Consider the following 13,363-nt stretch of genomic DNA (forward strand, 5'->3'; position numbering starts at 1 on the left):
ACCTTAGATATCATTCTTGCCTGAAGCGCTTTAGCGTTCCATCATTGTTAAACTGAATATCGTAGCGCTTGCGGCTGCCGCTAATGGTTGATGGGAACCAGCGCATGCCATTATCCCAAATAGAAATGTAGGCCGTGGTAGTGGGTTTTGCACCTTCAACCTGGGCGGCTTTATCGTTATAAATCTGTATTACTTTTTGCGCATCTGCAAAATTTATTTTACTCAAAGGAAATGTCCTGCGCTCGATATTCCTGGCCTGTACAGGCTTTGGTTCAGACCAATAGCCATCTTTGTATTGATATGCATCTACATATTTAGGGTTTTCGGGATGCTGTAAGGCGAGTTTAATGGAACCATCTTCATAAAAGTGCACAGATTCATATAGCACAATTTCTCTATCACGGTATTGTGGTAGCTGCCTTAGTTTCTCTTCTGACTGTGCTAACTGTGAAGCACTTAACATCCCTTTTCTAACTTTTGTTGCTGGTTTTTCCGTATTGCTGTTTTTTGACCCTGGCTGAGCTAGGTTCATATCCTTTAAAAATTCATTTACCCTCTTTTGGATTTCCTTGCTACCTGCAGGTGTTTGCTTTTGTTTCAACTGTTCAAGATCATGAAAAAGTTCTTTTGCCTTGTCCTGAAGTTCTGGTGTTTTAACCGTATCGCCATTTATCACTACAAATTTCTCCTGATAATGCTGTGTCGAAGTGGTGGTAGTTGTCTTAGTGGTTCCGGTATATTCGCCTTCTGATCCGACACGGTTTTCTTTATTGTATTTTTTAACTAATGAATCGTTTGGATGAAAGGTTTCATCCACACTTTTTGTAATCTGTTTGCAGCTCAAACCGAGCAAGCTGAGCAGTAAAATCAGGCTATAAAATTGCTTTATGTTTGTCATCAGAATTCTCCTTCAACTTGATTTAAATCTTTCTCGAAAGCAGCTTGCTGCGGATCCTCTTTGAGGTAAAAAATAGAAACATATTCCTGCCTGGTGATATCCAGATCGAGCAGATTTACAATCCTTTTGATATTTACCCTGTATTTTTGGTAAAACTGATCTGCAAATTCGAGTTCAAAATTGATCATGGGCTGCTCGTTGATGTGGGTTCCGGTTTGGTAAGCCTTTAATAGTCGGGCATTAGTCTGCGTACCTTTAAATTTAATCAGGAACAATTTATCAGGTTTGCCGATAAACTTTCTGAGGATAAAAGTTCCGAAAGCACGGTAAAGTAGCAACGTAAACGCACAGGTTAATAAAGGATGGCCAATACTCATAAAACGCCAGCCCATGCCTTCACTTTCCGAATAATAAGAATAAACATAATAAGCAATAACAATGGCGGTAAAGCTTAGCCAGGCCAGGTTAGTAAGAACAATAATCATTTTCTTCATGCTTACTTCTGTAGTGGAAAAAATAAAATAAGGGGCTTTGTTTACTTCTTTATCTAATAGGATACCAACAGTTTTACCAACTTCGTAGCGGCGCTCGTAGGGTTTTGAATCGTTTACCTCAGTTTTTTGAGTAATAGTGCTGCCCACCAGGTTTTTAAACTGCAAAGTAAGTTCATAGCTGTCGTAAGCTGCTCCTGATTTCGAGATTTTGGCCGATTTTAATATCTTGGCCTCACGCGGTTCTCCAGTGGTTTTAAGTTTTTCTATGTTCCGTTTGATCAAAAAGGGACGGATTACCCATTTCCGGTAATAACCAATTAACAATACAGTCCATAACAAGATAGATATGGCAAGCAAAGTAAGCGAATACCATGGATTGCTGTCCATCAGGTTGGGCATGTTCTCGCTTCTGATGGAGTAATATAGCAACATGGGGAATGGGATAGCGAAAAAAAACATGTAAATGATCGAGAATATCGAAAGTCCTTTACTGATGTTGTAGTTCATTACTGCTTATTTAATTTTAATATTTTGTATTGTTCAAAACTTTGATCCATTGTGGTACAAAATGCGGTATAGGTTTCATCATTAAAAGGAATAGTAGCCACTCATTGTTTTTGCTCTGCCCATTCAAGGCTTTCGTAATGCTCCAGTTGCCCCGACAAGGCATAAAATTTATTTTCTAAACTTTTGGTAGAGCTTGCCGACAAAAACAATTTGGGTTAGAATGTTAGGTTTCTTAGTTTATCATACGCTATGGTGAATTATTTTTTCAATTTCCATTAAAACTTCTGTTTCAAATTTCTCTTGTCTTATCTGGCTTTTGCGGTTAGTACCAAAAGGTTGACTAATGGCGAAACTTTTACCATATTTATTCTGTTTATGCGATAAGGCATAATGCAGCAGGCCATCTTCTTGTACATGAAGGATAAACACATCTTCAAAAGGCATAATTTTACGGGTAAATAATCCAGGGATCTTTTTATATACCTGTCTTGTGTATTGATCGAAAATATAGGTAACATTAAAATGGAAGATAAAATCATAAAGCGCCGTAAATGCTGATACCAAACCTATAACCATTACGCCCCATTGCGTATCATGGTAAAGATGGAGCATAGGCGTTACTACGAATATTCCTGCAGCAAGGAGCGCAAAAAACAAAATCTTGCCTTTGTAATCGCGTTCAGGCTGAAAACTTAGACGGCCACTTTCTGTTTTTAGGTTATATACTGTCATAATTAGTGTCACGATTTTAATGTTGTGGTAATCCCATTATTGTACTTATTTCATCGCTAAGTCTTTGCAGGGGTTTTGCGGTAAATAAAGTTTGTGCCAATAAAATATGCCTGGTTTTATTGCCCTTTCTCATTACCATAATGGCCTGAATACTTACGGTAATGAAATAGCTTTTTTGTTTTGATATGAGGAAATGGTCAAAATCATCAAAACTATAACTGACCGGAGCGCTGAAGAAAAAACGTTTACGCTGTATCTCACGGTTGTGCTGATCAAAAGCAATAACGCCTGTTGTACGCAAGATGCCCAATAGGCCTATAAGGGCGAAGAAAGTAACATATAAAAATGTTGCCCTGCTGGTGCTGTATATCAATATGGCTATTACGGCGGCAACACAACCAAAAGTAATGGTGTAAAAAAGTCCTTTTTGTACTTTTAGCTTATAAGTATTCCCTTGTTGTTCAAAATGTTTAAATGTTTGCATTTTGTTATTCTATTATAATTGATGTTAAAGAATATGGTTAATTTCTATATTTTCATTTCCCTTGTCATCGGCTTCGAGATATAGCTTCCAGTTTAATTTTTCGGCTACTTTTAAAAAGGTTTTAATGTATAGCTGCTGATCTATGTTTTTTCCTTTGGCACAAACAACAGCAATCAAATTAATAAAATCTGTTTTCTTTGTAGAAGAAGCAAAATTTCCATCTCTTGCTTCTACTAAAGTAATATCAACCCACGGAAAATGACCAGCGTTGCTCAGCGTCTGATGGTTTTTCTGTATAAAATTTCCGGTTTGCAACAGTGTATCCATTACACTTTTGGTCGCTAACTTTTGAGTATGTTGCTGATCACCTTTTATGTTGTAATAGTTGTATCTATCGCCCCACATGGTTTGTTTTTTGTTTAGCAGCCCATCTCACCCTCGGCCAGAATACCTTCTTCAACCTGATTAATAATGCGTAGCAACATAACATCGAGGGTTTCGTTGGCAAGGCTTTTATGGGTGAGTGGTATTAAATAATCGTCTAATAACGCTGATATCGAATCCTGGTGATAGCGGACGGTGCCAAAGTTCCCGTTACGGTCAAAGTAAAGGTAATCTGCTTCTTCATTATCCCAATCTGTTCTACACAATCCAAAGCATTTGTAATTGTTGTTTAAACTGTGTAACTGTTGGCTGTTCAGGTAATTGTCTTCTTCCAGTTCAGAACGATCATTGGCCCAACAAAATTTTATATAATCGATTAATCCGAGTGAGTTGCAACGGTACCATTTGTTTTTGTGGGATATACTTTCTAATAAATATTTAGGTGTATCAATGCTTATGGCAAACATTTCTCTGTTATAAGGGGTTAATCCTCCCAGGTGGGTGTATAAAGATGCCAGGTCTGATGGAATAGGGACTTGGAAATAATGCTGTAGCTGGGTAATTTCATCCGCTATAGCCTCAGCTTCAAAAGAAATTTCTTTATACTTTCCAACCCTGCTGTTAAACAGCGCAATTCGATTTTTAATTTCCTGTATCATCGTCCTTTGTTTTTATTCCAGGTTAAAATATTGGCTGAACCATTGATCGAAATTTTCTTTGTGTTTTTGCTGGGCGGTTTTAATCAACTCATTGGGCGTCTCAATCCGATCCAGGTTGTAATCGCCTTTCATCCACTTTAAATATTCAGCCAGATCTTCACTTTCTTCATAGCTTTTCTCATTTTTATAGAAATAGGTTTCCTCAAAATCTACCCAGATTTCGGTATCATAGGTGAGTAGATGCAAAAACTGTTGAATATTTTCTGCCACAATATGAACCCCTCCTTCGTCTCCAAAAACCAAAATGGGCATTTGGTTTAAGCCTTTATTAGTTCCATCGTTCCAGATCGCATAAAACGAACCCGTACCGTTTGCCTGTGCAAAGGGCAGTAACCGGTTTAAAAAGTTTTCATCTTCACTCCAGCTTTTTAAGCCCGATTTATCATCGATTAAAACACCAAAACCCTGAGTATAATTTTCGAAGGAAGAGATATTATTTTGGAAATAAATCAATTTTTCCAGTTCGCTCGGAACCTCTGCTAGTCCTAAATTTTCTTTAAACTCTATTATGTTTACCATGGTATTTAAAATGATTAAGTCACAGAATGGACGATTGCTAAAAAGGCATCTTTTCTACTGGAATGTTATTGTCCTTGGCGTATATGTCTGCAAGTTTCCACAGCTTATTGTATTTCTCGATAAATGCATCATAGGGCTTGGTATCAAGTTCAGTTAAGGCCTTGTTAATGTTTTCCTCGGGCTCATGTTTATCTATCATTTTGGCTATTTTGAGATGCTCATCCCTGTAACTCGTTAAAACATAGTTGTGCAGTATTATTGAAGCATCCAGCATTGGTTTTGTTTCTGGAGTTGACCGCAGTTTCTTTACTTTCTCCAAATTCTTTTCGGCCCTGGCAATCGAATTTTTCAGGTATTCTTCGCAGCTAGTAACTTTACCGGGACCAGATACACTTTTTTGATATTTTTGATAGCCTTCAAAATAGTACGTACCAAAGAGAGAGATATCATTGGTATTTAAGGCTGCCTGATCAAAATATTCTTCAGGGGTATTTACCGTAAGGTTGCATGCGGTGATGGTCGAAACCATCACCATTAGCATGACATTTTTGATGTTGAGGCGCATAAACTTCTTATTAATATTTACCAACAAATGAAGATTTGTCTTCGAACCATTTACCAATAAGTGGAACAGGTTTTAATGCCCCATTTGCTGCATTGATAATACCCATAATCCATAAGACGATAAATACATATCCGATTAAGCCTAAAAATGATAAACTGGGTATCATGCTAGCAATGATGGTAAGAACCACGCTAAAAATAATATTCACAATAGCCAATCCAAGCGATTGCCTTAAGTGGTATTTAAGTAAAGCATCAGCTTTGTCTTTTCCACTGAAATAAGCTACAAGCCATCCTATAATGGTGATGTAGGAAATGATTGAAAGGGTTTTGTTGTTCATGATGTCTGATTTTAGATTGAAAAATTATTTAGGTCAAATTTGGGGTTAATCATTGTTCTTTAAAAGAATCTGCCGCCTACAGAACATCTACCGTATTTTTTAAAAACGTCTACAATACATCTACAGATATTTTTAAGTTGTTGTTTATTAGTGTTTTATGTTTTTTTGTTGTTTATAGCTTTTGTCTACAATTTTACCTAAGCTCCAATCTTTATGCTAATTTTACGATATGAAGCATCTGGTTTTTAAAAACATTTTAATCTTGATTTGGATCGTTATAGGTTGTTATACCACTCAGGCGCAAAGCTTATTGGATAGTACAGCACTGGATAATTTAAGTGAGCAGGATAAACCAGCCTTGCTTACACAGTTGGCAGAAAGATATAGGATTAATGCAAACTATGCAGCCGCAATTGCAAAGGCGCAACAAAGTATAAGTTTGGCGATAAAACTCAAAAACTTTACCGAAGCCACAAAAGCATATGCCATGCTGGTTAATGTTTATGCAAATACGAAGCAGTTTGCTTTGTTGAAAAAAACGAGCGATACCACTTTATCTGTTGGACAACAGGCACAACAGCCAATTGCCCTGGCTTATGCTTATTACGCGCAAGCTTTATTTTACAATGCTATTGACAATAACGAATTGGTAACTAAGTATTGCCAGATGGGCCTTAAAATGTTAGAGAAAAAATACGATCCTTATCTTACCGCTAAAATATATTACCAGTTATATGCACTGAATACGAGGTGGGACGATGTGAAAAATGTAAATAGATATGCTCAAAAGGCCACTGAAAGCGCCCTTAAAACTACCGACTATAACCTATTGAGTAACTGTTATATTGCGCTGTCGGTAGCTGCTGATTACAACTTTGTAGCAACTAAAAGAGAATTACAGCGCGACAGCATTATTTACTACTTAAATAAAGTACAAGATCTTTATAAACAGTACCCTCAGTACGTTGCCAGAAAAACATATGCTATGGCTTGCATCAATAGTGCAGATTATTATTTGAAGTACTTCCCTGATACGGATCAGGCTGCGAAAGCAAATGCCATTCGGTATGCAAGCATGGCCAACGAAGTGATGAGAGGAGTGCTAAATGGGGAAGAGGTTAGGGCGAGCAGTTTGGGTATTTTGAGCGAGTATGCCAAAAGAGATAAAAATATGGCCATGACTGAAGGGTATTTGCAGGAGGCTTATAGTATGATGAAAGACCAGCAAGCGCCTTATTATTATACACTGATCAATATTGTAACGGCATTGTCTAGCTTTTATGAGCAAAGTGGCAATTACGGAAAGGCACTTGAGTTTCAGAAAAAAGCAACAGCATACAATAGTAAACTTTTTGATCAGAAGCAGGCTTTAAATGCTCAAAAACTAGAAGTACAGTACGAAGCCGAAAAAAAAAACAATGAGGTGAAGCTGTTAAAGCAGAGCGAAAAATATGCGCAGCAGCAAAAGTACCTGTACATTGGTATTGCAATTGCCTCGCTGTTGGGGCTAATATTCATGTTCAGGTCTTACCATTTCAGGTTAAGATATTCGTTACAGCGCGAAAAACAGCTGCACCTGGAAAAACAGGATGCTGAACTGCAGATGAAATTTGAAAAAGAAGAGCAGGCAAGGTTGAAAGCTGAACAGCAATTATTGGAAAGTCAACAACAGCAGTTGCAGAAAGAAGTAATGGCCAGCCAATTGCAACTGGAACATAAAAAAGAGATGCTTTTGCAGATCAAAGAAAAATTTAATGACAACCACAAACTGAATATTAATAAAATCTGGAATGAAGAACTGCTTTTGGACAACGATTTTGAGGAAGCAAAATTTCAGATCCAACAGGTACACCCGGAATTTTTCTCTCTGTTAAATCAAAGGGCACAACAAAAACTCACTGCACTCGATCTGAAACTCTGCGCTTATCTGCACTTGAAGATGGATACCAAAAAAATTGCCCAGCTGATGCATATCGAAGCCAAAAGTGTGCGCATGAGCCGTTACCGTGTTAAACAAAAACTGGGGCTTGACAAAGAAGAGGATTTGAATTTATTTTTGCAGAAAATGGCTTAAAGCTTGTGGTTTTCTAAGTGTTTATTAGGGCGAAAAATAGGTTAGTGCAAATGGTTAAGCAACTTGAACTGTTTTTGCACTTCGGCCAATAACTGTTCTTTTTTACTGATTGTTTTGCGCATTTCCAGCCTCTCCCTTGATAATTGCCCCTGCTTGTGTATTGCAGCATCCCGTATTTTTTCAGTATTTTTTTTATTTTGACTGATCTGTTGCTGGGCAATAACTAAGCGGTCAAAAATTTCGAATTCTTTAACAGCCTTATAATAGTTGCTTGTTGCTGATTTTAGTTCATTGCCATATTTAATATCTCCTGTTTCCAGTGCATTTATTTCACTGATGATTTTATCAAATGCCCGTTCCTCTTCAGTTATTGCCTGCTGTGCGCATTTAAAATCGCCATCAATCAGGCACTTCAGTTTCTGTTCATTAGGGCCGTTTTTGCCCAGCAGGATATTGAAAACAACCCGTTCCTTTTGCTCCAGGACTGTTTTTAAATGAACTGCTTTTTTAGATTGGCAAGAGGAAACAATCAAAATCAGCATAACTAAAAGGATATTTCTTGGTATCATAACGGTTTACACAGGATTTCTAAATTATTTTCTGGTCAGATCTGTAATTAATAGTGGATTGTTCTTTTTCAGTTTTTCGATCAGTTCCTGTACAGCACCTATTGTAGGGCTCTTTTTCAAATCTTCTACTTCTGCATTGGTAATGCCAACCAACTGTAAAAAGCTTACTTCGCCATGAGGGGTGTCTATTTTTCCAAGTTCGGGATCTAAGGCAAAAACAAAGCCTGTTATTTCTGTTTCTGAATTTAATCTTATTGGCCCATTTGCTGGGATAAAATGATTTTCTTCAAACCATTTACCGCTTGAAAATACGTAGCGGGCCAGGTTGTTCATTACGTTTATGGCCCAAATAGGATCATTTTCATCATCTTTAAAAGGCACCAATCTAAATGTAAACTCAAAGCCCCATTTGCTAAATTCGCCGCCAGCTTTCTCTTCGTTATAATACAGTTCGCTCATGCCATAACTGATCATGTGCCGATGAAAGGTTTGGTGGCTGCTGTCATAAATACTGGCACCATCTATCGGGTCTGTTCCACCGGCTACATAATGAATTCCACACAACGGTGGGTAATGGCGTGCTTCCATACTGCCATATATCTTCTCCAATCGATCATCTATCGCCTGCCATCCAGGTGTATCTTCTGTGGTAAATTGTTGTTTATAAATTTCGGGGTTCATCATAATTTTTCACATTTTGGGTGATGTATTTGCTTTTCAAAGATTTTGCCAATTATTCCTGTAACAATTGTTAAGAGATTATCATAATACGTTTTCTGCTATTGGCCGCTGCTTATTGAGAAAATATCGTAGTGCCATCAATAGTCAGCGTTTTTACATAGAAGCTCATCTGTGGAGCGGTGCTGCCGCTGGTAACATAAAAGCTTTCAGACGAAGCCGCAGGCTGCGCATCTGTAAATGTCATTTTACGTGGGTTTTTTATGTCGCTAATGGTTATCATCGTAATCACGCCTGATGTATTTTTAAGCTGCCCTGCCACCCATTTAAGTAAAAATTCGTCAGGGTTCTGACCGAGTTCTATATTAATGCTGCAATTGCCGTTATTAATCAATTTGCCTTCATCCTGGCTATAAAAAGGATTGTTTAATGAATAATTAGCACCATAAAGCTTGTAGCTATGGCTGGTATTGGTGGCCTTATCCGTTAATTTTAATTCAATTTCTGCCTTCGTCTCATTTTGCGCAACTGCATTAAAACTGCATAACAGTAATAACACGATTAGGCTTTTGTTATACCATTTGGTTTTCATAAGAGATGTTATTAAGTTAATGTTAAGAAGCGAAATTGAATTTTCCTTCGAATATTTTTCCGATGAGTGGAACAGGTTTTTCCAGCTCGTTGTTGGCTGCTATGATACCAAGCAATAACAATACAAATGGAATTAATAAAATGAGATAAAAAATAGCACCTAAAGATGGAATAATCGCTAAAATAACACTACTCAAAATGCTTAAAAGAATAGACGTAATGATCAGCCCGAGCGATTGACCAAGGTGATAATTAACCAGTTTACTTTTTTCTGCTGATTTTTTAAATTCCAGGTAAGAAATGATCCAACCGATCAGTGTAATGTAGGCCACAATAGCCATTGTTTTCTGTTTCATGTAATTAAATTTTTTGGTGAATTGAATAACTCAAAGTTATGGGCGTTTAAACCGTCAGCCAAGAAAAGGCGGGCTACACAGCGACTACCTGTTTTAAAAAAAGTGTCTACAAGGAGACTACAAAAGCCGTTTAAACCGCTATATCCCATTTATTTGTTGTAATTCTGCTTTTGTAAAAGTGTTTCTTTCCTATTTTTGAATATGCAGCTACCACTGAAAACTTTATTAAGTCTCTTTATTTGTCTTTTCCTTTTTTTTAAAAGTGCAGAGGCCCAAAAAATCTATCTCGATTCGTTAAACCATTTGCTTGTACAAAAAGGTACAACCAAAGAGCTGCGTGTAAATATATTGTGCAAGCTGGCGAAGGCCAATTTTGAAAAAGACCTTCCACTATCTTTCCAACTGGCCGATCAGGCCCTTCGGGTTAGCGCGGGACTAAAGGATGGAAAAAGTAAAGCGATGACCTATGCCACCCTGGTACATTTATATGTTTGGAAAAAAGACATGAAAAACGCCTATCAAAGTCTTGATAGTGCCATGTACTATGCAAAGAAAACGAAAGATAGGGTTACCTTAGGTTTTGTATGGTTTAGAAATGGCTGGCTAGACCTTATTAATGATGAGAATGATAAATCTATCACCAAACTCTTTAAAGCACTCGATTTTTTTAAAGGAGAAAATGCTTACGAATATGAGAGTACCATATATCATTACCTGGCCAGCTTTTATGGATATGGGAACAATCCATCTAAACAACAAAAATATGCCGATCTATGCTATCTAACTGCAGTAAAAGGCCAGCAGGTAGATCTGTTGAATAATGCTTATTTTACCATAGGACAAACTTTTTTTGACCGCTTTAAGCTGGATACCACAAAACGTAATCTGCTGGATTCGGCTTTAAAGGTTTACAAAAAATCTCTTTGGCTCTCTAAAAAACAAGAAGGACGTTTGCTTGTATATAGCAATACTGCCGCAGTAGCGCTAAATACTGCCAATACCTATTTTCAGTACTTTCCGGCAACCTATCGCGATAGCGCAGAAAAATATGTGGATGAGGCGATTGAAATTGCCACAAAAACGAATTTACAGGAGATTTTATTAAATTGTTACGGGTTAAAAAGTGAATATTACCTGCGGGATGGTAATTATGATCAGGCTGAAAAAATATTATTAACTGGTTTGGGCAAAACAGAAGATGGAGTGGTTAAAATGCCGCTCACAAAGTCAAGAATATTTCAGGGACTCTCCAATATTGCTGAGAAAAAAGGAGATAAGGCAGCAGCGCTAAATTATTTAAAAGCATACATTGCGAATTATAAAAAAGCTTTCGACGAAGAGAAAATAAATAACACCGTCAGGATCGAGGCACAATATCAGTCTGAAAAAAAAGAACAGGAAATCGCATATCTCCATCAACAAAGTGCCTACACGAAAAAATTAAATGTTTTTTACATCATTTCGGGGCTTACCGGGATAGTAGCCTTACTTTTCCTGTTAATCTCCTACAACTATAAACTCAAAGCCTCGGTCAGGAAACAGGAGTTGATTGACCAGCAAAAGGGTGCTGCAGAACTAAAAGCACAATTAAAAGAAGCCGAAGCTTTGCAGTTAAAGGCCGAGCAGGCTTTACTTAAAGAACGGCAGGAGCGGTTGGAAAAAGAGGTATTAGCCGGTAATTTGCAGATTGAAGAAAAAAATGAACTGCTGGAACTCATATCAGGCAAGGTAAGCAGTGAGAGCCATCTTTCGCTCGATGAACAGATTAAACGCATTGTGAATCAACAGAAAAAGATGGATAAAGAGTTTGAAGAATATAAAATAGATTTTTTTGACGCTAATCCTGCTTTTTTTGAACGCCTGCAAGATAAAGCAAACCATACACTTACCCGGCTAGACTTAAAATACTGCTCATATATGTTGATGGGTTTGACCAATAAAGAGGTTTCCATCCGTCTGGGTATCGAACCCAAGAGTGTGCGCATGAGCCGCTACCGCATTAAACAAAAACTGGGCTTGGGAAAAGACGACGATCTTAACCTGTTTCTTCAGCAAATAGGTCATTAAATTGTGCTTTAGATAATATAGTTGTTTCGAGCTGCGGAGAATCGGAAATATATGGTATGTAAATAATCCTTACAGCAATATGTGCAATGTTATATTTAAGTACCTGGCACAGGTAAATATAATTTAGCCACAGATGTTCCGATTTTCAGGAGATAAAAAGAATGCACACAGATTTTTCATATCTGTGTGCATCTGTGACTAAAAAACTAACCTTTAAAATTAGTTCTTTGCCAATGTAGGTTTAGGCTGGTAATAAAATTCTTCTTCTTCAAAAGTATCTTCATCTCTCTTTTCTGTGTGATTAGCGGGTATAAGTTCATCTAATCTAACCATAGGACCGTTTTTAGCCAACTCACTACCGGCAACTTTCGACTTAAAAATAGGCCATAACAATTGTGCATACCATTGGTCTCCTTCGTAATGCGAAATGCCATAAGCCTTAGGGTATTTGCGGGTAATCAAAGCTGTTCCAAAAATAATGTCCCATAAGAAAAACATATTGCCAAAGTTGCCCTTGTAGTAACCCACGCCATCATCTGTTGTGGCTGCATGGTGTGCATGGTGGGTAGCTGGTGTAGAAATTGTTCTTTCTAGTACCCAGGCCAGTGGGTGCAGTATTTTGTATTTGTAAAAAGGTTTATCCCACGGAATGCTCGAGTGGGCAAGGGTGGTAATGGTACCTTTAATGCCCCTTACCACAATGGCAGGTATGCCAAGTCCTAAATATACCAGGGCGGTGGTTAAGTAGGTTTGTGAAAAAAACAGGGTATAAATGGCGTTCTGCCTGCTGGCCATGGCCATGCCCATGTACGATGCAGAATGGTGGGTACGGTGAAAACGCCATAACCACGGAATTTCATGGTGCAGCCTGTGGTACCAATACTGGGTAAGATCATCGGCAATGGCAATAATGATACATCCCCAAAAGAAAGGAACCCACTCAAAGGTATTCTTTAAACCAGGCAGTACGGCTGGTAAAAATTTTAAACCATAGTAGGCCACAACCGGCCTGATTACCAATCTTGGCAGGGTAAAGCATGCTATATCAACAAAACGTTCGTTTTTTGGCCACTTACCTTTATATAAGCCAAAAGAAAATTCGAGTATGCCAATAAAGAATACTAAAAAGGGAAAACCGAAGCCATTCAGGTTTTCTATTATGTTTTTGATAAAATTAATCACTGGTTCCATTGCTTGATGAATTTTTAGGGTTTACAGATTTAGTTTTTTCAGCTTTATGCTGTTGTTTTAACCAGGGCCTATCGCCGGTTATATAAAATGTAACAAACATTAATACGATAGGCAGTACATAAATGAATAAGCTTAAAAAAGCATTTCTAATAATTTTTTGTCGGGTTTTTTCTTCGATTTTCATGGTTCATAGGA

At 37.6% G+C, this 13,363-nt stretch carries 17 protein-coding genes; 2 read left to right on the forward strand and 15 right to left on the reverse strand.

The window, feature by feature from the left end; all coding sequences use genetic code 11:
* Positions 1 to 10: 10 nt before the first annotated feature.
* From ACN9MR_RS01625 to ACN9MR_RS01665, 9 genes are all read right to left on the reverse strand, one after another.
* The gene (locus ACN9MR_RS01625) at positions 11 to 898 is read right to left on the reverse strand and encodes a hypothetical protein (protein ID WP_426327938.1); all 888 of its coding nucleotides are present in this window, start codon (positions 896 to 898) and stop codon (positions 11 to 13) included.
* A complete protein-coding gene (locus ACN9MR_RS01630; protein ID WP_426327939.1) occupies positions 898 to 1,899 on the reverse strand; it encodes a hypothetical protein in 1,002 nt (333 codons plus the stop codon). Before ACN9MR_RS01630 ends, ACN9MR_RS01625 begins: the two co-directional genes overlap by 1 nt.
* 240 nt (positions 1,900 to 2,139) lie before the next feature.
* On the reverse strand, positions 2,140 to 2,631 hold the full coding sequence (locus ACN9MR_RS01635; RefSeq protein WP_426327940.1) for a hypothetical protein: 492 nt from the start codon (positions 2,629 to 2,631) through the stop codon (positions 2,140 to 2,142).
* A gap of 16 nt (positions 2,632 to 2,647) precedes the next feature.
* The gene (locus ACN9MR_RS01640; RefSeq protein ID WP_426327941.1) at positions 2,648 to 3,115 is read right to left on the reverse strand and encodes a hypothetical protein; all 468 of its coding nucleotides are present in this window, start codon (positions 3,113 to 3,115) and stop codon (positions 2,648 to 2,650) included.
* Positions 3,116 to 3,139: 24 nt separating this feature from the next.
* Complete coding sequence (locus tag ACN9MR_RS01645) at positions 3,140 to 3,520, reverse strand: hypothetical protein (RefSeq protein ID WP_426327942.1); 381 nt, start codon at positions 3,518 to 3,520, stop codon at positions 3,140 to 3,142.
* 14 nt (positions 3,521 to 3,534) lie between these two features.
* Entirely contained in the window at positions 3,535 to 4,158 is a 624-nt protein-coding gene (locus ACN9MR_RS01650) for a hypothetical protein (protein ID WP_426327943.1), read from the reverse strand.
* Between the two features lie 12 nt (positions 4,159 to 4,170).
* Positions 4,171 to 4,737 carry a hypothetical protein gene (locus ACN9MR_RS01655; protein ID WP_426327944.1) on the reverse strand — a complete coding sequence of 189 codons (567 nt, stop codon included), beginning with the start codon at positions 4,735 to 4,737 and terminating at the stop codon, positions 4,171 to 4,173.
* A gap of 37 nt (positions 4,738 to 4,774) precedes the next feature.
* The gene (locus ACN9MR_RS01660; RefSeq protein WP_426327945.1) at positions 4,775 to 5,302 is read right to left on the reverse strand and encodes a hypothetical protein; all 528 of its coding nucleotides are present in this window, start codon (positions 5,300 to 5,302) and stop codon (positions 4,775 to 4,777) included.
* A gap of 10 nt (positions 5,303 to 5,312) precedes the next feature.
* A complete protein-coding gene (locus tag ACN9MR_RS01665) occupies positions 5,313 to 5,642 on the reverse strand; it encodes a DUF4870 domain-containing protein (protein ID WP_426327946.1) in 330 nt (109 codons plus the stop codon).
* 229 nt (positions 5,643 to 5,871) lie between these two features.
* Here ACN9MR_RS01665 and ACN9MR_RS01670 point away from each other — a divergent pair, with 229 nt between their 5' ends.
* Complete coding sequence (locus ACN9MR_RS01670; RefSeq protein WP_426327947.1) at positions 5,872 to 7,716, forward strand: helix-turn-helix transcriptional regulator; 1,845 nt, start codon at positions 5,872 to 5,874, stop codon at positions 7,714 to 7,716.
* 41 nt (positions 7,717 to 7,757) lie between these two features.
* Here the strand turns inward: ACN9MR_RS01670 and ACN9MR_RS01675 are convergent, their stop codons facing one another.
* The 4 genes from ACN9MR_RS01675 to ACN9MR_RS01690 all read right to left on the reverse strand — a co-directional run bounded on the left by ACN9MR_RS01675 (position 7,758) and on the right by ACN9MR_RS01690 (position 9,910).
* Entirely contained in the window at positions 7,758 to 8,285 is a 528-nt protein-coding gene (locus tag ACN9MR_RS01675; RefSeq protein WP_426327948.1) for a hypothetical protein, read from the reverse strand.
* Positions 8,286 to 8,309: 24 nt separating this feature from the next.
* Complete coding sequence (locus tag ACN9MR_RS01680; protein WP_426327949.1) at positions 8,310 to 8,969, reverse strand: suppressor of fused domain protein; 660 nt, start codon at positions 8,967 to 8,969, stop codon at positions 8,310 to 8,312.
* 109 nt (positions 8,970 to 9,078) lie between these two features.
* Positions 9,079 to 9,555: a hypothetical protein gene (locus tag ACN9MR_RS01685; RefSeq protein ID WP_426327950.1), complete on the reverse strand. Its 477-nt coding sequence runs from the start codon at positions 9,553 to 9,555 to the stop codon at positions 9,079 to 9,081.
* A 22-nt stretch (positions 9,556 to 9,577) separates the two neighbouring features.
* Positions 9,578 to 9,910 (reverse strand): DUF4870 domain-containing protein, encoded by a 333-nt coding sequence (locus ACN9MR_RS01690; protein WP_426327951.1) that lies wholly within the window; start codon positions 9,908 to 9,910, stop codon positions 9,578 to 9,580.
* Positions 9,911 to 10,111: 201 nt separating this feature from the next.
* Here ACN9MR_RS01690 and ACN9MR_RS01695 point away from each other — a divergent pair, with 201 nt between their 5' ends.
* Positions 10,112 to 11,977, forward strand: a complete 1,866-nt coding sequence (locus tag ACN9MR_RS01695; RefSeq protein WP_426327952.1) for a LuxR C-terminal-related transcriptional regulator — start codon at positions 10,112 to 10,114, stop codon at positions 11,975 to 11,977.
* Positions 11,978 to 12,196: 219 nt separating this feature from the next.
* On the opposite strand, the gene ACN9MR_RS01700 is transcribed toward ACN9MR_RS01695, so the two are convergent.
* Both ACN9MR_RS01700 and ACN9MR_RS01705 read right to left on the reverse strand, forming a co-directional pair.
* Positions 12,197 to 13,168, reverse strand: coding sequence for a sterol desaturase family protein (locus tag ACN9MR_RS01700; RefSeq protein WP_426327953.1), 972 nt, complete (start codon positions 13,166 to 13,168; stop codon positions 12,197 to 12,199).
* Positions 13,152 to 13,352, reverse strand: a complete 201-nt coding sequence (locus ACN9MR_RS01705) for a hypothetical protein (RefSeq protein ID WP_426327954.1) — start codon at positions 13,350 to 13,352, stop codon at positions 13,152 to 13,154. Before ACN9MR_RS01705 ends, ACN9MR_RS01700 begins: the two co-directional genes overlap by 17 nt.
* Between the last annotated feature and the right edge of the window lie 11 nt (positions 13,353 to 13,363).

Origin of the sequence: Pedobacter sp. R-06, from assembly GCF_049913135.1 — a bacterium.
Taxonomy (GTDB): Bacteria; Bacteroidota; Bacteroidia; order Sphingobacteriales; family Sphingobacteriaceae; genus Pedobacter.